At 64.8% G+C, this 23,372-nt stretch carries 19 protein-coding genes and 1 pseudogene; 13 read left to right on the forward strand and 7 right to left on the reverse strand.

Annotated features, from left to right (window positions below):
• Positions 1–3: 3 nt before the first annotated feature.
• Positions 4–1,761 carry an ABC transporter permease subunit gene (locus VGL01_RS19860; protein WP_331572350.1) on the reverse strand — a complete coding sequence of 586 codons (1,758 nt, stop codon included), beginning with the start codon at positions 1,759–1,761 and terminating at the stop codon, positions 4–6.
• 376 nt (positions 1,762–2,137) lie between these two features.
• Here VGL01_RS19860 and VGL01_RS19865 point away from each other — a divergent pair, with 376 nt between their 5' ends.
• Positions 2,138–3,814 carry a diguanylate cyclase gene (locus tag VGL01_RS19865; RefSeq protein ID WP_331572351.1) on the forward strand — a complete coding sequence of 559 codons (1,677 nt, stop codon included), beginning with the start codon at positions 2,138–2,140 and terminating at the stop codon, positions 3,812–3,814.
• Between the two features lie 116 nt (positions 3,815–3,930).
• Positions 3,931–4,194, forward strand: coding sequence for a hypothetical protein (locus VGL01_RS19870; protein ID WP_331572352.1), 264 nt, complete (start codon positions 3,931–3,933; stop codon positions 4,192–4,194).
• Positions 4,195–4,208: 14 nt separating this feature from the next.
• Here VGL01_RS19870 and VGL01_RS19875 read toward each other — a convergent pair whose 3' ends face one another.
• Together VGL01_RS19875 and VGL01_RS19880 are read right to left on the reverse strand one after the other, a co-directional pair.
• Positions 4,209–5,507 (reverse strand): ATP-binding protein, encoded by a 1,299-nt coding sequence (locus VGL01_RS19875; RefSeq protein ID WP_331572354.1) that lies wholly within the window; start codon positions 5,505–5,507, stop codon positions 4,209–4,211.
• On the reverse strand, positions 5,491–6,213 hold the full coding sequence (locus VGL01_RS19880) for a response regulator (RefSeq protein WP_331572356.1): 723 nt from the start codon (positions 6,211–6,213) through the stop codon (positions 5,491–5,493). The genes VGL01_RS19875 and VGL01_RS19880 overlap by 17 nt, the downstream gene beginning before the upstream one ends.
• 218 nt (positions 6,214–6,431) lie before the next feature.
• On the opposite strand from VGL01_RS19880, the gene VGL01_RS19885 reads away from it, so the two are divergent.
• The 5 genes from VGL01_RS19885 (at position 6,432) to VGL01_RS19905 (ending at position 11,242) form a co-directional block, all read left to right on the forward strand.
• Positions 6,432–7,010, forward strand: a complete 579-nt coding sequence (locus VGL01_RS19885; RefSeq protein ID WP_331572358.1) for a periplasmic heavy metal sensor — start codon at positions 6,432–6,434, stop codon at positions 7,008–7,010.
• A gap of 410 nt (positions 7,011–7,420) precedes the next feature.
• Entirely contained in the window at positions 7,421–8,110 is a 690-nt protein-coding gene (locus tag VGL01_RS19890; protein WP_331572359.1) for a histidine ABC transporter permease HisQ, read from the forward strand.
• A 3-nt stretch (positions 8,111–8,113) separates the two neighbouring features.
• On the forward strand, positions 8,114–8,827 hold the full coding sequence (locus VGL01_RS19895) for an ABC transporter permease (protein WP_331572361.1): 714 nt from the start codon (positions 8,114–8,116) through the stop codon (positions 8,825–8,827).
• A 15-nt stretch (positions 8,828–8,842) separates the two neighbouring features.
• On the forward strand, positions 8,843–9,610 hold the full coding sequence (locus VGL01_RS19900) for an ABC transporter ATP-binding protein (RefSeq protein WP_331572362.1): 768 nt from the start codon (positions 8,843–8,845) through the stop codon (positions 9,608–9,610).
• Positions 9,611–10,126: 516 nt separating this feature from the next.
• Positions 10,127–11,242 (forward strand): porin, encoded by a 1,116-nt coding sequence (locus VGL01_RS19905; RefSeq protein WP_331572363.1) that lies wholly within the window; start codon positions 10,127–10,129, stop codon positions 11,240–11,242.
• A gap of 144 nt (positions 11,243–11,386) precedes the next feature.
• Here VGL01_RS19905 and VGL01_RS19910 read toward each other — a convergent pair whose 3' ends face one another.
• Complete coding sequence (locus VGL01_RS19910; protein WP_173260618.1) at positions 11,387–11,725, reverse strand: P-II family nitrogen regulator; 339 nt, start codon at positions 11,723–11,725, stop codon at positions 11,387–11,389.
• Between the two features lie 156 nt (positions 11,726–11,881).
• Here VGL01_RS19910 and VGL01_RS19915 point away from each other — a divergent pair, with 156 nt between their 5' ends.
• Complete coding sequence (locus tag VGL01_RS19915) at positions 11,882–13,051, forward strand: GNAT family N-acetyltransferase (protein ID WP_331572365.1); 1,170 nt, start codon at positions 11,882–11,884, stop codon at positions 13,049–13,051.
• 27 nt (positions 13,052–13,078) lie between these two features.
• Positions 13,079–13,369, forward strand: a pseudogene (locus tag VGL01_RS19920) (GIY-YIG nuclease family protein); the annotation flags it as partial.
• Here VGL01_RS19920 and ppa read toward each other — a convergent pair.
• Positions 13,369–13,896, reverse strand: a complete 528-nt coding sequence (gene ppa, locus VGL01_RS19925; protein WP_331572367.1) for an inorganic diphosphatase — start codon at positions 13,894–13,896, stop codon at positions 13,369–13,371. The pseudogene VGL01_RS19920 and the gene ppa overlap by 1 nt on opposite strands.
• 199 nt (positions 13,897–14,095) lie before the next feature.
• On the opposite strand from ppa, the gene VGL01_RS19930 reads away from it, so the two are divergent.
• From VGL01_RS19930 to VGL01_RS19945, 4 genes are all read left to right on the forward strand, one after another.
• On the forward strand, positions 14,096–15,535 hold the full coding sequence (locus tag VGL01_RS19930) for an aldehyde dehydrogenase family protein (protein WP_331572369.1): 1,440 nt from the start codon (positions 14,096–14,098) through the stop codon (positions 15,533–15,535).
• 162 nt (positions 15,536–15,697) lie between these two features.
• On the forward strand, positions 15,698–16,456 hold the full coding sequence (locus VGL01_RS19935) for an SDR family oxidoreductase (protein ID WP_173260608.1): 759 nt from the start codon (positions 15,698–15,700) through the stop codon (positions 16,454–16,456).
• Positions 16,457–16,615: 159 nt separating this feature from the next.
• Positions 16,616–17,941: an MFS transporter gene (locus VGL01_RS19940; protein WP_331572371.1), complete on the forward strand. Its 1,326-nt coding sequence runs from the start codon at positions 16,616–16,618 to the stop codon at positions 17,939–17,941.
• A gap of 841 nt (positions 17,942–18,782) precedes the next feature.
• Complete coding sequence (locus VGL01_RS19945; RefSeq protein ID WP_331572389.1) at positions 18,783–20,036, forward strand: hypothetical protein; 1,254 nt, start codon at positions 18,783–18,785, stop codon at positions 20,034–20,036.
• 44 nt (positions 20,037–20,080) lie between these two features.
• Here VGL01_RS19945 and VGL01_RS19950 read toward each other — a convergent pair whose 3' ends face one another.
• Together VGL01_RS19950 and hemDX are read right to left on the reverse strand one after the other, a co-directional pair.
• A complete protein-coding gene (locus tag VGL01_RS19950) occupies positions 20,081–21,277 on the reverse strand; it encodes a heme biosynthesis protein HemY (RefSeq protein WP_331572372.1) in 1,197 nt (398 codons plus the stop codon).
• 2 nt (positions 21,278–21,279) lie between these two features.
• Positions 21,280–23,367, reverse strand: coding sequence for a fused uroporphyrinogen-III synthase HemD/membrane protein HemX (gene hemDX / locus VGL01_RS19955; RefSeq protein ID WP_331572373.1), 2,088 nt, complete (start codon positions 23,365–23,367; stop codon positions 21,280–21,282).
• Positions 23,368–23,372: the final 5 nt, after the last annotated feature.

A 23,372-nucleotide genomic window follows, 5' to 3' on the forward strand; every position in this document is an offset into this window, starting at 1 on the left:
GCATCAATCGAGCCGGAGCTTCGACTCGGCATAAGCATAGAGCGGCCGCCACAGACTGCGGTTGAACAGCGTGACGAAAAGCGACATGACGGTGATGCCGAGAATGATCTTCGGAAAGTCGCCCGCGGCAGTCATCTGCGCGATATAGGCACCCAGCCCATGCGCGACGACATGCGTGTCGCCCCACTGGACCGCCTCGGAGACGATGCTCGCGTTCCAGGCGCCGCCCGAGGCCGTCAGCGCACCCGTCACGTAATAGGGGAAAATGCCCGGCAGCATGCACTGGCGCCACCATTGCCAGCCGCGAATGCGGAAGTTCGTCGCAGCTTCCCGGTAATCGTTCGGATAGGCCGTCGCTCCAGCGATCACGTTGAACAAAATGTACCACTGCGTGCCGAGCACGATGAGCGGAGAAAGCCAGATGTCCGGATTCAGGTGAAAGCGGACGATCACGACCACGAACACCGGAAAGAGCAGATTGGCCGGAAAGGCAGCGAAAAACTGCGCAAGCGGCTGAATCTTCTCGGCCAAGGCCGGACGCAGCCCGATGAGGACCCCGATGGGCACCCAGATCAGCGAGGAAAGCGCGATCAGGATCGCGACGCGCACAAGCGTGATGAAGCCGAGCAGAATGACGTGCCAGACTTCGTCGAGCGTCACGCCGGTCCGCACATAGGCCGCGACGCGCCAGACGACGTACAGCGTACCGGCGAGCAGAACGAGCGCCCACGCGATATCGGCGGCGCGCGACGACGCCCGCCGCGCGCCACCGGCACGGCCCAGCCGCAAGCCCGGCCGCAACGACAACCGGATCGGCACGCGCGCAGCCTTCGAAAAAAGCCACCCCACCGGCACGAGCAACCGATGAATGAGCCGCGTGCGCCGCACGACATCGAGCAGCCACGACTCGGGCGCGTTGCCCGAACTCGTCGTCTCCATCCGAAATTTGTCGGCCCACGCGACGAGCGGGCGGAACATCAACTGGTCGTACGCGAGGATGACGACCGTCATCGCGAGGATGACCCAGCCGACGGCGACGAGGTTCTTGTCCGAGATTGCCTGCGCAAGATAGGCGCCGATGCCGGGCAGCGTGATCGTGTTGTTGCCGACGGTGATGGCCTCCGATGCGACGACGAAGAACCAGCCCCCTGACATCGACATCATCATGTTCCAGATGAGACCCGGCATCGAGAACGGAACTTCGAGCTTCCAGAAACGCTGCCAGGCGGTCAGGTGGAAGCCGCGCGAGACCTCGTCGAGATCGCGCGGCACCGTGCGCAGCGACTGGTAGAAGCTGAACGTCATGTTCCAGGCCTGGCTCGTGAAGATCGCGAAGATGGCCGCGAGCTCGGCGCCGAGGACCTGCTTCGGGAACAGCGCCAGGAAAAACGTTACCGTAAACGAAATGTAGCCAAGCACGGGCACGGACTGAAGGATGTCCAGGACCGGGATCAGCACCATGCCCGCGCGCCGGCTTTTCGCGGCGAGCGTGCCATAGACGAGCGTGAACGTGAGCGACGCGCACATCGCGGCAAGCATCCGCAGCGTGGTGCGCAGCGCATACTCGGGCAAGTTCGACGGGTCAAGCGAGATCACCTGCGTCTTGAGCGTCGAAATCGGCGCCATCGTCTGGTGAACGCCGATGGCCGCCATCGCGATCAGGCAGATGATGAGCGGAAAGGCGACGAAGTCCCAGCGGTTGGGCAAAAGCCGCCACACCGATGCGTTGGCAGTGCGCTTCAGGTCGAAGCTGAAGTCCATCAGCGCCCCCTGGCCTGGCGGCGTGAGGCAGCAGCCTGGCAAGCGGGCCAATGCGCCGGCAAACCCGAAACTGGTAAGTTGAACATGTCGAGGCGTATGGATGCAGTCATTCGTGGGCTCCGGCCGCCCGGCGGTACGATGGGCACGTGTCCGGCTTTTTCCTGCTTTTGCGACGGCAAGACAGTACTACAGACTGTGTTTCAGGCACAACCGCGCGCCTACGATGAAACCCCGAGAGCCGTTCAGTTTGGGCCGGTCAGGCCGATAATACCGAGCAGGTAGTGCGCCGCGTGAGAGCCGGGGGGGCGTCGGGGGCGGCATGCGGCCCCATTGTCGCGCCGCCCGGCGAGAGCAGTCCGCATGGACCAGGGAGTCGATGAACAAGAAAACATTGCACTGGATGATGATCGGGGCGAGCGCCGTCATGGGCATGCTCGTCTGTTGGCTCGTCGCCGGTCAAGTCGCTGACCGGATGGTCCTGCACGATCTGAACGACACGGTGCGCGGGCAATCGCAGCTCTCGCTCGCCACGGCCGACAATATCGCCCAGATCATCGCGAGCGATCTGTCGATGGCGCGCGCCATTCCGGCCACGCTCGCGGAAACGCCTGTCATCCAGCGTGTGCTCACGCAAGCGTACCGTCTTCCCGAGAAGCGCGCGGCGCAGGAATCGGAACGGCGGGCGCGACTGCTCGCCGTGCCCGCCTTACGCCGAGCCGACGCGTTCTTGCACGACGTGCGCGGCTTTGCCGGGCTCGACAATATGTGGCTCGTCGATACGAACGGCCTGTGCGTCGCCTCCAGCGACGCGTTCGAGCGCCTGTCGTGCGTCGGAGTGGATCTCGCGGGCCGGGGCTATGTCAAAGAGGCACTGCTCGGCGCGTATGGCCAGATGTACGCCGTGGGGCGCGTCAGCGGCGAAAACGGAGTGTTCCTCTCTGCCCCGGTCTACAGCGACGGCACCCTCGTCGGTGCGATCGTGGCCAAGATCGGATTACGCAGGCTGCGGCACTGGGTCGCGGCACCAGGCTCCTTCGTCGCCGACGAGAACGGCGTCATCGTCATGGCCAACGAAAGCCGGTTCGAAGGCTATCGGCTGCCCGGCGCACGCATTACCCACATGGACGCGACCCAACGCTTCGACAGCTACCGCCGCTCCAGCTTTCCCGTGCTCGATATCGCTCCGCTGCGTCCGCGCATGGCGCGCAGCGCGCCCTGGGTACCGGCGGCGTTGGCCAACCAGATGGTCGAGTTGCAGGCGGCCGGTCCGCCCTCGCTTTACATCATGCGCAACGGGATCAACTCGGGTTTCTCGGTACATTTGCTCACGCCTATCGCGCTTTGGCAGCATTTAGTCGATGAGCGCATCAATATTCGTGGGCTGACTTTCGCCGCTCTGATGGGTTCGCTGCTGCTGGCTGCCACGATCGCGGCCTCGTACCGCCGCGAGAAACGCCATCATGGCGAGGCGCGCCGTCTCGCGAGCGAGCTCCAGGCCTCGAACGCCCAGTTGTCCGCGGAGGCCCGCGACGACGCGTTGACAGGCGCCCTCTCACGGAGATACTTCCTCAGCCTGCTGCAGCGCGAGATCGATGCTGCGCGCACGCGCGGCACGCCGCTTTGCGTGGCGATCGCCGATCTCGACCACTTCAAGCAGATCAACGATCGATTCGGCCACACTATCGGCGATTACGCGCTCGAGCACTTCGTCGGGCGCTGCCGCACCGTTCTGCGGGCGACCGATGCGATCGGCCGTCTGGGCGGCGAAGAGTTCGCCATCCTGCTGCCGGCCACCTCGCTCGCCGAAGGGCTGGCCGTCGCCGAACGCATACGTGACACGCTGCGGGAGGAGCGCTCCCCGAGGCTGCCGGACGCCGTCGACCTGCGCGTCAGCATCGGCGTGACCGGTCTGGCCGATGACGATACGCTCGAGCGCTTCATCAGCCGGGCCGACCGTGCCCTTTACAACGCGAAGGCCGCAGGCCGCGATCGCGCAGCGGCCTTCGCGGCGCATGTCGCGGTGCCGCCGTCAAACGCGGCAGTCCACCGGTAGCGCCCGCGGCGGCGAAGCTCGGCCGATCGGCCAATCGACTGCGCCTTGACGAATAGACCGGGTATCATCGTCCTTTCTTGGCATGAAGCCGCCGATCGATCTACCTGGAGGTTCGCATGAAGGGCAATTTGGTCATCATCTGTCGCGACCAGGACACGGATGCGTTCGATCATCTGATGGCCGAGTACGGCGCATTTCAGACCCGCCTATCTTCGACCGCGTGGTATCTGAAGTTCGACGCCGCCCCCGAAGCGGTGCAGGACGAAATTCTGGCGCGGCTCGGCAAGTACACGACTCATTACATCTTCGGCGCCGATAGCGTGACGTACAACACCGTCGACAGCGAAGCTGCCTCAGCGCTCGATACGCTGTTCCAATAGCACGCTGGGCGGCCTCACGCCGCCGCCCTCACGGGCACATCGCGAGGAAAACGCATCGTCACGCGCAAACCGCCGTCGTGCGCGTTGCCGATTTCGCACTCGCCACCCATACGACGCACGAGCCGCTCGACGATCGCAAGCCCGAGGCCGCTGTGCCCATTGCCGCCACGGGCCGGATCGAGCCTCACGAAAGGCCGGCTCGCGTCGATGAGGTCGCGCGGCGCGATGCCCTTGCCGTGATCGCCGACGGCGAGCAGCCATCCGTCGGCCGTGCGCGCCGTTTCGACGACGACGGGCGGCGCGCCGTAGGCATGTGCGTTGTCGAGCAGGTTCGAGAGCACGCGATCGAGCGTGGCCGTCGGCAGCCTGAAGCCCGGTCCCGCCGCCAAGGCGGTCTGCACCGGCGGCGCGCCGGGCGCAACCGCACGATAGCTGCGCACGAGACGTTCGCACTGGGCGTCGACTTCGACGGGCTCGCTGGAATCCACGCCGTCGTGCGCAAAAACGAGAAATTGATCGACGATGTGCGTCATCGAATCGACGTCGCGCACGACGCCATCGCGCTGCTTGATGTCGTCCATCATTTCGGCGCGCAACCGCATGCGCGCGAGCGGAGTACGCAGATCGTGCGCGATGCCGGCGAGCATGATGGCGCGGTCGTTATCGGCGCGCGATACCTCGGTCACCATCTGATTGAAGCCATGCGTGAGCGCGCGCAGCTCGCTCGGACCGCGCTCGGGCACGGGCGGCACGGGCTGCCCGCGGCCGAAGCGCGCGACGGCCGAACTGAGCGCCCTGAGCGGCTGTTGCAGCCGCCAGGCCACGAACAGCGCGCACATCACCGCCGCCGAAAAGATGATCGCGAGCCACAGCACCATGCGATCGAGCGAGCGCGGCGGATGCAGCGAAAGCATCGGCACGACGATCCAGTGCGAATCGCCCGCCTCGTGGACCCAGAGCATCGGCGGGTGACCGGGCGGGCCGATCCGCACGTCCGAGCCCGCGGGCAGGCGGTCGCGGAACTCGTCGACGAAACGCAGGATCGCGGGCGGCAGATCGCGGCGCGGCGGCGGAACATCGGGGTTGGCCGTATCGATCGCGCGCACGCGCGAGGGCAGCGGTTGGTTCGGCGCACGTGCGACATGCTCGCGCACGGCCTCCACGAGGAACGCAGCCTCCTCGACGGCATAGCGGGCCTGCGAATGGCTGCGCTCGATGCGGATCAGCACGAACCAGGCGAAGTGGGAGATGAGCAGTACCGCTACGACGAGCAGCGCCAGCCGCCCGAACAGCGAATCAATGGGTCGGCGCATTGGGCTCGCCATTCGGCACGAAGACATAGCCGCGTCCGCGCACGGTCTGCACGAAGCGCGGCGCCGACGGATCGGTTTCCAGGATTCGGCGCAAACGCCAGACCTGGACGTCGATGCCGCGGTCCGTGCCGTCGTACTCGGGCCCGTGCAGGAGCTCCAGCAGCCGCTCGCGGGTGAGCGTACGCATCGGATGGTTGATGAAGATCTTGAGCAGCGCGAACTCACTGCCCGACAACGTCAGCGGGCGGCCGTCCATCGTCAGCGTGCGGCTCTCGAAGTCGAGCACGAAACGCCCGAACGCGAACGGCTCGCGCTGTTCGGGCGCCGCGGACGGTACCGTGCGGCGGCGGCGCAAGACGGCCTGCACGCGCGCAAGCAACTCGCGCGGGTTGAACGGTTTGCCGAGATAGTCGTCGGCGCCGAGTTCGAGGCCAACGATGCGATCGACGTCGTCCGCGCGCGCCGTCAGCATGATGACGGGGATGTCGTCGCCGGCGGCGCGCAGTTTGCGCAAGGCGGTGAGCCCATCGACGCCGGGCATCATGAGATCGAGCACGATGAGATCGGGGCGCTCGCGCTCGAGCCGCCGCTCGAGCGTGGCAGCGTCATGGAGCACCGACACTTCGATGCCCTGCCGCACGAGATAGTCCCGCAGCAGATCGCGCAATTCTGCGTCGTCGTCGACGATGAGGATTTGAGTAGCCATGGCGCGAAGTTTAGCGCGAGCCAGGTCCCCGTAACGGGCCCGCGGCGGTGAAAGGGTTACGGAAGGTTACGGCGAAAGCCGGGCGTAAACGCACGTAACCGGGCCGGATACGCGCGTAACACGTCGGCTTCGTTGCGAAGGCTAGTCTTCACGCAGCGTTCCTGGCGCCGCATGGCCGGCGTCCTCGCATCGCTTCACTTTCCATGAAGGAGTATTCGATGAACCCGATCTTGCGCGGATCGTCCCGCTTTCTCGCGACCGCAGCCGCCGCGCTCGCCGTCACGTTCGGCACTGCCTATGCCGCCGGCGGCAATGTGTCGCCGGCCGGCCCCGACGGGGCCGCGATGCAGGGTGGCCCGGGGGGCTGGCATGGCCACGGTCCATTCATGATGGAGCGCTTGAACGCGCTGCACGCACGGCTTGCGCTGACGCCTGAACAGGAGCAGAAATGGCAGACGGCGCTCGCGACGATGAAACGAAACCATGAAGCCGAGCGCGCCAATCACGAGAAGATGCGCGAGCAGTTCAAGGCGGCGCAGCAGCAGCCGATCCTCGATCTCGATGCCCTGCACGCCACGCATCAGCAGATTCGCCAACAAAGCGACGCGCTTCACGAGCAGACGGCCACGGCATGGCTGGCTTTCTACGACAGCCTCGACGATCAGCAAAAGACGACCGTCAGTACCGAGCTGAAACAACATTTCGCGAAGATGGGCTCGCGCCACGAGAAGATGCGTGAATTCTGGCGGCAGCATCACGGCGCCGGCAGCGCCGGCGGCCAGCCGACGGCGCCTTGAACCGCGCCCCGTCTCCAGCTCCGAAGCGCAGCTAAAGGGCGTACCGCAACGGGTCCCCGGCGCCCCGCATTGCGCCCGCAACGCCTGACGTCCCCTCGAGCCGCCGCGCGCCGAATGGCCGCGGCGCTTTTTTTCATGCACTACCCGGTTGCACCCGCAACCGCCGAATCGGGCGTGCGGGTGACACCCGCGGGTTCCCCCGCAGTAGCGCCCTATCCGGGTTGAGGTAAAATACCGCGCTTTTCGCGGGGGCGAGCTCCGGCAGCCGGTAGTGGGATGGAGACTGCTCGCCGTTGAGCCGGCCACGCCGGACGAAAAGTCGCGCACTGCGGCCGGGCACGCCATTTTTGGCCACCTAGAATCTCGGGTCGCGCGTTGTTTCGCACACCGTCAAGGATTGCACCTCCAACATGTTTCTTGAAGGCTACGGCCCGCTGATCCTCGCCGGCACTTGGCAGACCGTCAAGCTGGCGGTGCTTTCGCTCGCGTTCGCATTCGCGCTTGGCCTCGTCGGCGCCGCGGCCAAGCTTTCCAAAAATCGTCCGTCTCGCGTGCTGGCGACCGGCTACACGACACTCGTGCGCGGTGTGCCCGATCTCGTGCTGATGCTGCTGCTCTTTTACAGCATTCAGATCTGGCTCAACGATCTGACGGACTTCATCGGCTGGGACCAGATCGACATCGATCCGTTCGTGGCAGGCGTCATCGTCCTGGGCTTCATCTACGGCGCCTACTTCACGGAGACCTTCCGCGGCGCGTTCCTTTCGGTGCCGCGCGGGCAGCTCGAAGCGGGAAGCGCATTCGGCATGTCCGGCTGGCAGGTCTTCGCCCGCATCATGTTCCCTCAAATGATGCGCTTCGCATTGCCCGGCATCGGCAATAACTGGCAAGTCATGGTCAAGGCGACGGCGCTCGTGTCGATCATCGGGCTCGCCGATGTCGTCAAAGCCGCGCAGGACGCCGGCAAGGGCACGCTGCGTTTTTTCTTTTTCACGCTGATCGCGGGCGCGATCTATCTGGCGATCACGACCGTTTCGAATCTCGTGCTGCTATGGCTCGAGAAGCGCTATTCGATCGGCGTGCGCCGTGCCGAGCTATAAGCCATGATCGAGCTGATTCACGAGTACTGGCGCAATTATCTTTTCACCGATGGGTTTCGCATCACCGGGCTGGCAATCACGATGTGGCTGCTCGTCGTATCGATCGGCATCGGCTTTTGCCTGTCGGTGCCGCTGGCGGTGGCGCGCGTATCGAAGAATCGCCTGATCTCGGGCCCGGTCTGGCTCTATACGTACATCTTCCGCGGCACGCCGCTGTACGTGCAGTTGCTGCTTTGCTATACCGGCCTCTATAGCCTCGAAGTCGTACGCTCGCACGCGCTCCTCAACGAGTTCTTCCGCGACGGCATGCACTGCACGCTGCTCGCGTTCACGCTGAACACCTGCGCCTACACGACCGAAATCTTCGCGGGCTCGATCAAGGCCACCGCGTACGGCGAGATCGAAGCTGCGCGCGCCTACGGCATGTCGCGCTTCACGGTCTATCGGCGCATCATCCTGCCGTCCGCACTGCGCCGCGCTCTGCCGCTTTACAGCAACGAAGTCATTCTGATGCTGCACGCGACGACCGTCGCCTTTACCGCGACCGTGCCCGACATTCTCAAGATCGCGCGCGACGTCAATTCGGCCACCTACATGTCGTTTCACGCGTTCGGCATCGCCGCCCTGCTCTATCTGGCGATCTCGTTCGCGCTCGTCGGCCTCTTTCGCCGCGCGGAACAGCATTGGCTCGCCTATTTGCGGCCGCAAGGCAAGTAACCCGGATCTCACCCGATGCAAAAGCTTTTCATCGACGAACTGTACAAGTACTACGGAGACCACGAGGTCCTCAAAGGCGTCTCGCTCAAGGCCAATGCGGGCGACGTCATCAGCGTCATCGGCTCGTCGGGCTCGGGCAAGAGCACCATGCTTCGCTGCATCAACTTTCTCGAGCAGCCGAGCGCCGGGCGCATCCTGGTCGACGGCGAGGAGATCCTGACCAGGAAAGACCGGACCGGAGCGCTGCGCGCGGCCGATCCCAAGCAACTCCAACGCATGCGCACGAAGCTGGCGATGGTGTTTCAGCACTTCAATTTGTGGGCGCACATGACGGTGCTCGAAAACGTCGTCGAGGCGCCGATTCACGTGCTCGGGCTGCCGCGGCGCGAAGCCGAGGAACGCGCGCGTACGTATCTCGAGAAGGTCGGGCTCGCGCCGCGGCTCGAAAAACAATATCCGTCGCACCTGTCGGGCGGACAGCAGCAACGCGTGGCGATCGCGCGGGCACTGGCCGTGCATCCCGACGTCATGCTCTTCGACGAGCCGACTTCGGCGCTCGATCCGGAGCTCGTCGGCGAAGTGCTGAAGGTCATGCAGAAACTCGCCGAAGAAGGACGCACGATGGTTGTCGTGACGCACGAGATGAGTTTCGCGCGCAACGTCTCGAACCATGTCGTCTTTTTGCATCAGGGGCGCATCGAAGAAGAAGGCGCGCCCAACGACGTCTTCGGCCATACCAAAAGCGAACGGCTCCGGCAATTCCTGTCCGGCAGCCTCAAGTAGCCGTTTCGCGCGGCCGGTGCCGCCCACGGGGTGGCGGGCCTTCCCCCCGAACTTCAAAGGCGCCTCGGCGCCTTTTTCATTGGCGCGACGCATTACCCCCGCCAATTTCCCGCGTCAATAGCGAAATTCCTGGACTCAACCTGCGACCCATCGGCCGCCCCTTATGGCACAAGGGTTAGCGCGGTGCATCCCGCGCGGGTGTTGCATAACGGGACACAACCGTATGGCAATTTGGCGACAGGTCCGTCCGCTAGCCGTATTTCTATACCCACCCCTGTCTATTTTTGCTAAATTAGTAACCAAAGTAGCAAAACGCAACGCCACAAATGTAGTTTTACTTCAAAGAAGGAGACGCCGTTCCGCCATCGGAGCGGACCGGAACGGCCACCAGAGCGCGCCGGTCGCGCCCTTTCCGCGAGCGATCTCCCTGAAGTCGGATTCCCGCCCGGGCGTCTCACGCCGCCCGGGCGCTATTCGCAGTATGGCTTCACTTTTTGACAGGGTATGGAGGAGAAGATGAAGAAAGCATTGCTCGCCGCGGCACTCATGTCGGCAGGCGTCATCGCTCACGCTCAAAGCAGCGTGACGTTGTATGGCCGCCTCGATGCGGGTCTCGAGTACATCAGCGGCTTGCCGAACGCCAGCTACACCGGGTCGACCTCCCGTTGGCGCGCGGAAAGCGGTGACTGGGGCACGAGCCTGTGGGGCATGAAGGGTACGGAAGACATCGGCGGCGGCAATAAGGTCGTGTTCAAGTTGGAAGGCAGCTTCAACACGATGACCGGCGCAGGCCCCGGCGGCGGCGGTCTCTTCAATCGTTGGGCAACCGTCGGCCTGTCTAACGCCAACTACGGTACGTTCACGATGGGCCGCATGCTCTACATCGCCAACGGCGTGTGGGACTTCGATCCGTTCGGTCAATCGAACTGGTCGTCGGCATCGCTCGTGCGTGGCCGCAACTGGCCGCAATCGAGCAACAACGTCGCGTACCAATCGCCGAACTGGGGCGGCTTCGACGTCTACGGCCAGTACGCGCTGTCGAACGCGACGAGCTGGAACGGCAACGGCACGACGGCACAAGGCCGCGAAGCGGGCTTGCAAGTGACGTACACGAGCCCGATCTTCCAGGTGCGCGGTATCTATGACGAGATCCGCAATCCGGCCAACGGTGTCCTGAGCGGCGCCGACGGTGCATTCTCGTTCTCGCGCGAGTACACGGCGGGCGTGAACGTGTTCCTCGGACCGGTCAAGATTCAAGGCGTCTATCAAGCTCTGCGTACGTCGGGCTTCACGGGCGGCCTCAGCGCTCCGAGCTCGATCGATCACGAATGGGGCGGCGTGACGTGGCAAGCTACGCCGGCTGCAGCGTTGATCGGTGCGGTGTACCACGTGAACACGAACCACGGCTTCGGCAACGCGACGATCTACACCGTCGGTGGCACGTACAACCTGTCCAAGCGCACGCTGCTCGACTTCCAGGTCGCGACCGTGCGCAACAGCAAGTCGGCTAACTTCGGCCTCGATGCCAACGCGTTCGGCAACGGCGGCAACACCGCGGCCGGCTTCAACGAGAACCCGCTGCATGGCCACAGCCAGACCGGCGTCTATGCTGGTATCCAGCACACGTTCTAATCGAACGGGGTAGTCAGAAAAGTTTTACTTCATCAGTTTTAACGCTGCTGCGAGAGGCGCGTATCGGTGCGGTGTCCGTCAGGGCATCGCACCGTTTTTTTTATGTTTGCGGGCATGCGCTCATTGGCAGGCCCGGCCGCGGCATCAAACGGCCGCTTCGTTTTCTTCGCCCGTGCGGATACGGATCACGCGCTCGACATCGGTCACGAAGATCTTGCCGTCGCCGATCTTGCCTGTGCGCGCGGCACCGATGATGGCGTCGATCACTTGATCGCACTGCCGGTCGGCCACCACGACTTCGATCTTCACTTTCGGCAGGAAATCGACGACATATTCGGCACCGCGATAAAGTTCGGTGTGCCCTTTTTGCCGGCCGAAACCCTTGACCTCGGTCACCGTCAGGCCGGTCAACCCCACTTCGGCGAGCGCCTCGCGCACTTCGTCGAGCTTGAACGGTTTGATGATTGCGGTAATGCGTTTCATGGCTGAGCCTCGTTTCGGTCTTTCGATGGAATGGCACGATTTTACGCCGCGTCCGAGGCAAGCTTCATTCGATGCGCAGCATCGCGACGTGGCGGATTGCATTACCATGACCGCTCGCATGCTGCGACGAACAGGCGACGAACACGGTCTACACAAGTGAAACACGAACGCATCGATTATCGCATGGGCATTCTCTCGTCCTTGGACGAGGTCGACGCGCGCCAGTGGAATGCGCTGCTCGCACGGCAGCCGCAACCGACGCCGTTTTTACGTCACGAATTTCTGAGCGCACTCACTGCAACACATTGCACGACCGAGCGTACCGGGTGGGCGATGCGCTTCGTCACACTCGTCGATGCCACGAGCGGCGCGCTCGCGGCAGCGGCGCCGCTTTACGTCAAGAGCCACTCGTACGGCGAGTACGTGTTCGATTGGGCCTGGGCCGACGCGTATCAGCGCAACGGACTCGAGTACTACCCGAAGCTCGTCTGCGCAGTGCCGTTCACACCCGTACAAGGCACCCGGCTCATCGCGGTCGATGACGCGGCGCGGCGTCAGCTCGCGGCTTCGATCATCACGCTTGCCGAGCAATCGGACGTGTCGTCGCTGCACGTGCTCTTCCCGACGGCGGACGAAGCCGATACGCTAGCGGCGCTCGGGATGATGCTGCGCGAAGGCATCCAGTTCCACTGGGTGAACCCGGGTTACCGCGATTTCGACGATTTTCTCGCGACGCTCGAGCAGAAAAAACGCAAGAATATCCGCGCCGAGCGGCGCAAGGTCCATGACGCCGGTGTGACGCTGCGCCGCGTGCGCGGCGAACAGGCGACCGACGACGACTGGCGTTTTTTCACGCGCTGCTATCGGCAAACGTACCGGGAGCACTTCTCGTCGCCGTACCTGAATCTCGAGTTTTTTCGCATGATCGGCGCTTCGATGCCCGAGAACCTGCTGCTCGTCATCGCCGAGCGCGAAGGCCGGCCGATCGCGAGTTCGCTCGTCGTCTATCAGCGCGACGAGCGAACGGGCGGCACGCTCTACGGCCGTTATTGGGGCGCCGTCGAGCACGTACCATGCCTGCACTTCGAAACGGCCTATTATCAGCCGCTCGAATTTTGCATCGAAGAGAAGCTCGCCGTATTCGAAGGCGGTGCGCAAGGCGAACACAAGATGGCGCGCGGCTTCATGCCGAAGGTCACGCACTCGGCGCATTGGCTCGGCCATCCCGCGTTCGCCGACGCCGTCGGACGTTTTCTGGATAATGAGGCCAATCTGATCGAAGCGCATGTCGACGAATTGCGCGAGCACGATCCGTTCAAAAAATAGCGAACTCCGATTCGACGACGACCCACGATGGCCTGGTTTCTATATTTGATCGAATGCGCCGACGGCAGCGTCTATACCGGCATCGCCACGGATGTCGACGCGCGCTTCGCCAAGCACGCGAACGGCACCGGCGCGCGATATACGCGTGCGCGCAAACCGATATGCGTGCTGGCGAGATTCGAGCTCGACGATCGTTCGAGCGCGTTGCGCGCCGAATATCGGGTCAAGCGTCTGTCACCGACGCAAAAGCGCGCACTGGCCGCGGGCGAACTCACGCTCGCGTCGGTGTTGGAGCGTGCCGCGCGCGGCACGTCGGATCACTTCTTGTAGTTGGCCACGCCGTCCACGATTTCCTTGTGGGCCGCGTCGATGCCGGCCCAGCCCTCGACCTTGACCCACTTGCCCTTTTCGAGCGCCTTGTATTGCTCGAAGAAGTGCTTGATCTGGTCCTTCAGGTACGCCGGAACGTCGTCGATCGATTTCATGTGTGCCGTCATCGGGCACAGTTTGTCGTGCGGCACCGCGACGAGCTTCGCATCGACGCCGGACTCGTCCGTCATTTGCAACATTCCGAGCGCGCGTGAACGTACGACGCATCCGGGGATCAGAGGGAACGGCGTGATGACGAGGACGTCGACGGGGTCACCGTCGCCCGAAAGCGTCTGAGGAATATAGCCGTAGTTCACGGGGTAGCGCATGCCCGTGCCAATGAAGCGGTCGACGACGAGCAGACCAAGTTCCTTGTCCGCTTCGTATTTCACCGGATCGCTCTGCGCCGGGATTTCGATGATGACGTTGAAGTCTTGCGGAAGATCCTTGCCCGGGGGGACGTGATTGAAGCTCATGACGTTCTCGTGAGGGAAGTGAAAGGAAAGCGTCGGGCGGCCGAATCCAACGTATTGCGGCGGCCCCGGCATAAGCGCTGCGCGCCATTATAGCCGAGCGGCAAACGCGCACTTTGGCGGTGGCGCCTCGGCGATCGGCGCGATAATCGACGCTCGCTGCGTTTCGACTGACGGTTCGGACTTTACTTGGGAGCCTTGCATGGAGGAAGCGAAACACTTCGTCGGCGGTGAATGGATTACGCCGTCGAGCCGAGAAACCATCGATGTCGTCAACCCGTCGACGGGGCAGGTCTTCACGCGCATTGCGCGCGGCAACGCCGCCGATATCGACGCGGCAGTGAGCTGTGCGCGCGCGGCGTTCGAGGGGCCCTGGGGCTTGTTGAGCGCCGCCGAAAAGGGGCGCCTGTTGTACCGCCTCTCGGCGCTCGTCACGACCCATCGCGACGAGCTTGCCGAGCTCGAGGCCCGCGACACGGGCAAGCCGCTCAGAGAGGCCTGCGCGGATGCCGCCGCACTCGCGCGGTATTTCGAGTTCTATGCCGGCGCCGCGGACAAGCTGCACGGCGAGACGCTGCCCTATCAAAACGGCTACACGGTGCTTACCGTGCGCGAACCGCACGGCGTGACCGGGCACATCGTGCCGTGGAACTATCCGATGCAGATTTTCGGACGCAGCATCGCCGCGTCGCTCGCAGCCGGCAATGCCTGCGTCGTGAAGCCGGCGGAGGACGCCTGTTTGTCTGTCTTGCGCATGGCTTCGCTTGCCGCCGAAGCCGGTCTGCCCGCCGGCACGCTGAACGTGGTCACCGGTTATGGCGACGAGGCTGGCGCGGCGCTTGCGCGCCACCCGGGCGTCGACCATATTTCGTTCACCGGCTCTCCCGGGACCGGCGCGCTCGTCGCGCAAATGGCGGCCGAGCACTACGCGCCGGTGACGCTCGAGCTCGGCGGTAAATCGCCGCAGATCGTCTTTGCCGACGCCGATCTCGACGCGGCCATGCCGACGCTCATGTCGGCCATTCTCCAGAACGCGGGCCAGACCTGTTCCGCGGGTTCGCGCGTGCTGATCGAGCGCGCGATCTACGCGCCGCTCGTGGACCGCCTCGCCTGCGCATTCGATGCGCTGCGCGCGGGCCCGGGCCAGACCGAAGCCGATTGCGGCCCGCTCATCAACGCGAAGCAACAGCAGCGCGTCGCGGAATTCGTCGCACTTGCCAGGCGCGACGGCATCCGCGTCGCGGGACAAGGCTCGATCCTCTCGGGAGCCCATCCGAGCGGCTTTTATCAGCCGCCGACGCTGCTCGCCGACGTGCCTCGCACGCATCGCATCGCGCGCGAGGAAATCTTCGGACCCGTGCTCGCCGCCATGCCTTTCGAGGACGAAGCCGATGCCGTTGCCCTTGCCAACAGCACGCCGTACGGCCTCGTCGCGGGCATATGGACGCGCGACGGCGCGCGGCAATTCAGGCTCGCGCGCAGCATTCGCGCGGGTCAGGTCTTCATCAACAACTACGGCGCGGGCGGCGGAGTCGAACTGCCGTTCGGCGGCACGGGGCATTCGGGATTCGGGCGGGAAAAAGGCCTGGAAGCGCTGCACGGCTTTACGACGCTCAAGACGATCGCGATTCGTCACGGCTGAATCAAAGGCTGCGTTTCATCGTTTGTCCGGCGGCACGGCACAGAACGGCTTTCGTGCCGTGCCGTGCCTTCGCCCGACGCGCCTGGCGCTCCTCGAATTTGCCTCTTGCCTGCCGTGCGCCGTCGGAGCACTATCGCTCAAAACACAAAATCAGGAGACACGATGCGACTGACTGGCAAAACGGCTATCGTCACGGGCGGCGGCTCGGGCTTCGGCGAAGGAATCGCCAGGACATTCGCGCGCGAAGGCGCCAATGTCGTCGTCAACGATCTGAACGGTGCGGCCGCGGAGCGCGTCGCCAGCGAGATCGCGCTCGCGGGCGGCCGCGCGATCGCGGTGGCGGGCGACGTCGCCCGGCTCGCCGATTGGCAAACGCTGCGCGAGGCGGCGCTCGAAGACTTCAAGAGCGTGCAGATCGTCGTCAACAACGCGGGGACCACCCACCGCAACAAGCCTGTCCTCGATGTGACGGAAGCAGAGTTCGACCGCGTGCATGCGGTCAACGTGAAGAGCATCTTCTGGAGCGTGCAAGCGTTCGTGCCGTACTTCCGTCAGCAAGGCGGCGGCGTTTTCGTGAACATCGCCTCGACCGCCGGCGTGCGTCCGCGCCCCGGACTCGTCTGGTACAACGGGAGCAAGGGCGCCGTCATCGTCGCCAGCAAGTCGCTGGCTGCCGAGCTCGGCAGCGACCGCATCCGCGTGAACTGCGTGAATCCGGTGATCGGCGAGACCGCGTTGCTCTCCGAGTTCATGGGCATGGAAGACACGCCCGCCAACCGCCAACGTTTTTTGGCCGGCATTCCGCTGGGCCGGTTTTCGACGCCGCAGGATGTCGCGAACGCCGCGCTCTTTCTCGCATCCGACGAAGCCGAATTCATTACCGGCGTGTGCCTCGAAGTCGATGGCGGACGCTGCGTTTGATGTGCCCCGGGGCGGTTTCGCCCGCTCCGGCCGCTGGGTTGCATTTTTCACGTTTCGCTCTCGTATCGCCGCTCATTCCATACAACAAGTGCCTTGCACGGGACGGGCGTATGCACGCCCGCTTGCTGCCAACGCCTACTCCATTGGAGGAGACACATCATGAATCAACCTCGCGCGGGCCTGGACCCGCTCTCGACACCCGGTGACGCGCAATCGTCGAGCTTCGAAGAAGCGACTTACCGCAAAGTCTCGCTGCGCATTTTGCCGCTACTGCTGATCTGCTACCTCGTCGCGTATCTCGATCGGGTCAACGTCGGCTTCGCCAAGCTGCAGATGGCGACCGATCTGCATCTGAGCGACGCGGTCTACGGGCTCGGCGCAGGAATCTTCTTTCTCGGCTACTTCATTTTCGAAGTTCCGAGCAACCTGATCCTGCACCGTGTCGGCGCGCGGGTATGGATTGCGCGGATCATGATTACCTGGGGGCTCGTGTCCGTGTTGACGATGTTCGTCACCACGTCCGCCATGTTCTATGTCATGCGCTTCTTGCTGGGGCTCGCCGAAGCGGGATTCTTCCCCGGCATCATCCTCTACCTCACCTACTGGTACCCCGCCAACCGGCGCGGGCGCATGACGACCTGGTTCATGACGGCCGTGGCACTCTCGGGTGTGGTCGGCGGTCCGATCTCGGGCTACATCCTCAAGGCTTTTCACGGTGCGAACGGCTGGCACGGATGGCAATGGCTGTTTCTGCTCGAAGGCATACCGTCCATCGTTGCGGGCCTCGTCGTACTGGCTGCGCTCGACGATCGCATCGTTCACGCGCGCTGGCTGACGGACGACGAGAAACGATTGCTCGCACGCAACATCGAAGCGGAGGACACAGGCAAGGAAGATCTGAAACTCGGCGCCGTGCTGACGAGCCCGCGGGTGTGGCTCATGAGCTTCATTTATTTCTCTTTCGTGGTCGGACTCTACGGCGTGAGCTTCTGGCTGCCGACGATCATCAAGGCAACGGGCGTGACGGATTCGTTCATCATCGGGTTGCTTTCGGCGATTCCGTTCGCTGCCGCCGTCGTCGCGATGCTGCTCGTCGCGCGGAGCGCGGACAAGCGGCGCGAGCGGCGTTGGCATGTCGCATTGCCCGCGCTCGCCGGCGCGGTCGGGCTCGTCCTCTCGGTGACCTGGGCCCACCAGACGGCCCTGGCGATGGCGGCGCTCACGCTGGCAACGGCCGGCATCATTACGTCGCTGCCGCTTTTTTGGAGCTTGCCGACGGCGTTTCTCGCCGGCGCGGGTGCCGCAGCCGGCATCGCGATGGTCAATTCGATCGGCAATCTGGCCGGTTTTCTCGGTCCTTATGCGATGGGCTGGCTCAAACAGGCCACGGGCGTCAACGATATGGGCATGTATCTACTCGCCGCCTTCATGGTGCTCGGCGCACTCCTCGCGCTGAGCGTGCCGGCTCGGCTCGTGAACAAGTAGGGTCGACGATGCTCGCCGCCAGCGCCGTTCGCTGGCGGCCTATGCTTTTCGCCGGTATTACGCAGACATTCGGGCATCGCGGCATAGGCTGGAACCGTATCCAAAACGGTCCGCCGGAGGAAAAGGCCCCATGCCCGGAATCAGTAGAACGAGCCCCATCCACTCCCCGTCGGCGGAGCGACTCGGCAATGAAACGCCGACGCGAAGCCCCAACGGGTCCAACGACAGCGGCCGAGCATCCGGCGAGCGCCGGCGTCATGGCGTATTAGGCTTCCTCACGCGCCCGTTCCGGACAACGAACGCGGCGCCGCAAGCGCAAGGCAGCGTCGGCGCGGAATCGTCAGCGGGTCGTGATGCGCGCTCCACGCCGGCGACACCGCCGCGAGGCGCGGCCGCGGCACTTCGGCGGTTGGAGGCGCTGCCGCGCGGCCACGGGGAGGAAGTGATGGCGCGGCAAACGCCGCCCCGCGCGGGCGCGCGGGCGCCGAGCGGCTCGCGCCCGACCTCCGCGGCCCCAAGCGCCGCCACGCCGCCGCGGTTGGAACAACGCACACGCGCGCCAAACGCGGATGGCATCGTCGAACAACTTCGGAGTGCCGGGGTCGATCTCCGTCACGCGCATGAAACCGTATCCGGTTTGATCAACGGAGAGCCGCGGAACGTCGACGGCCGAACGATGCGCGTTTTGGTGCAACACTTTCCCAATATGGTGATGATCGGCCTCGATGAACGCGATCCACTTGCCGTTGCGCTTCGCGACGCGCTTGGCAGAGCGGCGCCCTCGTCACCGCGGGCGGCCCTTTCGCCCCCCCGTGCGCCGACAGGACCGCGACAGGGAGCGATGGGCGGCGGATTGCGAAGAACCCCCGCCCCGCCTCGTGCAGGCGAGGCGAACGCGCCGACACGGCAGGCCCGGTCCCACCGAGCGGATCTGCGACCGGCCAGTGCGGCTTTGGAGCGACTGGCCCGATCGGGTATCGACATGCAGCAAGTGCGCGACGCCCTGGAGAACACTCTAGTTTGGGGGCAGGACTTGCCCGCCCATGTCAGGAATGCACTGGAACGCGCCGGGATCGATACCCGCATCGAGGAGGGCGTCTCGCTCGTCGATCATCCCCTGATGCACGTGAGCAGAGCGATGCGCCTCATGGAGCACGCCCGGGGCAGCGCAGGCGCGCAGCGACAAGCAGCCGGAGGAACGCGGCCAGGCGCCGCTACGCCATCCCGAGGCTCACCGCGCGGATCGACACCCGAGGCAAGCGATATCGTTCGGCAATTGCAAAGCGCAGGGGTCGACCTGACTGAAGCGCACGGCGTCGTCTCCGCGTTGATCGACGGGGACCCAGCGCGTGTGAACCGGCGAATGATGCCTGTATTGCGATCGCATTTCCCCAACATGCACGAAATCGGACTGCTGGGGAATCTGCCGCTCGCTAATGCGCTCCGTGAAGCGCTGGGTCCGAACTCGGCTTCGTCCTCCGGGACGACCGGTCAACCGGCCACGCCGGCTTCGCGTCCCGTCGAGGCCGATCGCACACGGCGCGCCGCACCGGACAGCGCGTTGGAGATGCCGGCTCGGAGCGACGCGGAGGACAACGGTCAATACGCCTTTCGAATCCACACGCGGAACCCGGGGGCATCGGCCGAAGAGATCGCATCGGCGGTTGTCCGTGCCGGAGGCGGGTCTCGGCGAGCCACGATCGCCGAGCTCAAAGCGCACATCGCGACCTATGAGAAGATCGTCGCGACGTTCGATCGGTTGCGGCCCATTTCCAGGGCCGATGCCGAGCGCCATGAGTTCAAGGATGCGGCCATCTACAACCAGGAAGGCGACGGGGAGTTCAGCAAGGACAACGCGTCGGTCGGTCTTTTCGGCGAAGAACTGTCCTTGAACAACCCGGCTCAGAAAGTGATCGGATTGGCCACAGTCGCATCGGACCCGTCGCGCGGCTTCGACACAAGGGTCAACAAGGGAGTCGAGTTCATGGACATGAAGGAGCTGGCCAAGTATCTCGTCAGCAATCCCAAACATCCGATGACCAACGCGAAGCTCGATGCCGACAACATCGCGGACTTCGCCTTCAGAGTGTCTTGAGTCGCCCCCCCGGAGCACGCTTTCGAGGCGTGCCCCGACGGCCGTCAGACGACCTTCATCGCCAGCGCACTCGCACGATAGTGTTCGCCGGCCCGACCCGTATCGCCGAGCTGTTCGAATAACCGTGCAAGCGCACGATGGGTGCGGATCACGAGGGCGTCGTTATCGTCGGCGAGCCTGAGCGCCGATTCCAGGAACGACTGCGCCTTGCCCCACAATTGCTGGTGCAGGCACAGGCGCCCCAGCGCGAACAGCAGATCCGGATCCTCGGGGCGCGTTTTGCGCCAAGCCTCGGCCTTTTGGATCAACGGCAGCGCTTCGCCGGGTAATGCCGTCTCCGGATAGCGGCGCAGCAACCGGGCATCCCAGTTGTGCTGCAACGCCTCCTCGACGATCCGGCGAGCCTCGTCGTGCCGACTCAGTGCGATCAGCAGCTCAGCCGCGAGATCGGCGAGCCGCGGCGAGTGCCGTTCGACGGGTGCCAGCGAATGCCAAAGCGTCAACAGCGCTTCGGCATCGTGCCGCCGATCGCGTAGCAGGTTTTCCGCGGCCTGCTGACGCAACCTGACCGCGACGGCCGGATGGATGGCCTCGCGCTTTTCGAGCGTCTTCACGAGCTTGAGGACCTCGCCCCAATTCTTGAGCTGCTGCTGCGCGCGCAGTGCAATCTGCTGCGCATGAATACGCCGGGCTCCTTGCGATTGCATCTCCGTCAGCGCCGCCAGCGCGCCTTCGGGATCGCGGCCATCGGCGCGCATGTCCGCGCTGGCCATGAGCCGGGCGTCCTGCCAATCCGGCGCATCGATGGCCCCGAGCCACTCGTCGCGTCGCATGTACTCGCGCATGCGATGCGCTGCCACCGCCGCGACGAGTCCTGCCGCGCCCTTGTTCGACTGGCTCGCAAGCGCCTCGCGCGCTGCCTTCTCGGCTCGCGAGAAGCGCCCCGCGTACAGATTGCCGATGGCTTCGCGCAGCGCCGAATGCGCCTTGGCCTCTCTCGCGCGCGCCCGGTAAGCGGCGACGCGGCGCGGCATTTGCCAGATGTTGCGCACCATGCGCGTGAGCGCGTAAAGCAGCGCGAACAGCACCACGATGCCGACCACGAAGAGATTCAGCGAAATGTCGACGCGATACGGTGGATAGACGAGCAGCACCTGCCCCGCATCGAAGTGCCCCACTGTCGCAAGCGCGGCCGCGAGCGCGAAAAGCAGTGCGAGCCACAAGAGTCCCCTGAGTGCCATGGTTACCCCCGGCTCTTGGTGTTGTGCACGGCTTGCAAGCTCGTGTTGATGTTCGGCGTCTCGACCGATGCCGCACCGGCACCCACCTCCTTGAGAAGCGCGCGCACGGACTGCACGCGTCTTGCGCCGCCATCGAAGTAGCGGGCGAGCGCGGCATCGGCGGCCTGCAGGTCGGACCTCAGCGTCGTCTGGTTGCGCGAGAGCAGCGCGAGCCGCGCCGACAACAGCCGCAGCTTCACGTTTTCGCGGATGTATTCGCCCTGTTCGGGCGTATTGAGCATCGCGTCGGCATTGTCGATACGGCGGACCTGCACGAGCCCCTTGAGTTCCACGCCGACGGCCGAAGACACCTCGCGCCACCAGACCTTCCAGCGAGGCTCGCCGGCCGCGGCCGCGCTTGCGCCAGCCGCGGCCGGTACGCTGCTCGCCGGTGCGGGACGGGGCACGCGCGCCTCGCCCAGCAGCGGCAACGAGTCGACCTGCGAGATCGCGTCATCGAGTTTGATCGCCAGGCCCGTCAAATCGACCGAAGGGGTCGCCTTCAGCTTGTCGATGTCCTGCGCGATCGCGCGGCGCATCAGCATCGCCTGCGGGCTCGCGAGCGCTGCCAGCCGCGTGTCCGCGCTTTGCAGCGCAAAGAGGGCGAGCTGCGTGTTGCCGGTCAGTTGCAGTTGTTCGCTCGCGCTCGAGAGCATCTGCTCGACTTCGGCGAAGGTCCAGTCGTCGCGGTTGCGCGCCAGATCCTCGTACTGCTTTTGCAGCGCCTGCTGAGCCGTTTGCGCATCGGCGAGCTTGCCTTGCAGTTGCGCGAACTGCGCATCGACCTGATGAACGGTGGCGAGCGCCTGATCGATCTTCACGCGCAGCTCGGCCGCTTGAGCGTCGATCGCCTGCTGCCGTGCCGCGACGCGCGCATCGAGGCGGTCCACCTTGCGATTGAGCGCGTATGCGCCGATGCCGGTCGCGCAGGCCACCGCCAACACGACGATCAAGAGAAGCAACACCCCGCCGCCCCGGCGGCGCTTCGGCTCGTCATAGACGAACGCGCCGGACTGCGGCTGGTTGAAGGCCGCATGCTCGGCGGGGTTCGGGGAATCCTGGTTCGAGTCAGTCATGCGCAATGGAGCCGAAAAAGAGGCCGAAGCCGGTTGATCGAAGGATGCGCGAGACGATGCCGAAATGGCGCGCAAGGCCGCAGCGATGCGTTCATCGCCGGGGCCGGATTGCGTAATCCTATCAAAACCCAATGCCCGCGCCGTCTCGGCGATGCGCGGATGGGGAGCGACGAGCGGAGCATGCCTGAGCGCGCTGAATTCGGCAGCCGGTAATTGCGCTCGGGCCATCGTCTCGAGGTTGCGCAAGCCTTCGGAACTCGTCACGAGCCAGGCATGCGGCACGCCCGCCAACAATGCGCGCGCGCGCGACCATGCATCGGGGCTCGCTTGCGGCACGCGGCGTCGGTAGGCGGCCACGGCCCGAACGTTCGCGCCCGCCTCGCGCAAGCGCTCGGCGAGCCATTCGCGGCCACCATCGCCGCGCACGATCAGCACATCCTTGGCGGCCAGGCCGCCTTCGCCGAACCTCGCCTCGAGCGCGGCCCAGAGCGATTCGGAATCGAACCGCTGGCTCGCGGCGTCATCGCCGTTGCCGTTGCCGGCCCCGTTGACGCGCGCCTCGCGTGCATCGGCGCCCGCGGGACAGATCACTTCGATCGCGGGTGGCGCGAGACCATGCCGCGCCAGCGCGGCGACGCTACCCGGCCCAATGGCCGCGGCAGGCACGGCCTTCGGCCACGGCAGGCTCAGCTCGGCAAGCCCGTGGTCGATCGCATTCGGCGAAACGAAGACGACCAGCGCATAGCGCTCGAGCGTTGCCAGCGCATCGCGCAGCGGCAGCGGGTCCTCGACGGGCGCAATTTCGATCAGCGGAAATTCGAATACGTCCATGCCGTCTCGCGCCAGCCGCGCAGCAAGCGCGGCCGACTGCCCGGCCGGGCGCGTGAGAACGGCAGTAAACGAGCGAGCTTCACGGGCACGATCGCCGCCGGCCGGGCGGCCACCGCCCTGCGGATCGGAAACGGAGTCGGCCATCGGAG

It is taken from the genome of Trinickia sp., assembly GCF_036503415.1.
In the GTDB taxonomy this organism is placed as follows: Bacteria; Pseudomonadota; Gammaproteobacteria; order Burkholderiales; family Burkholderiaceae; genus Trinickia.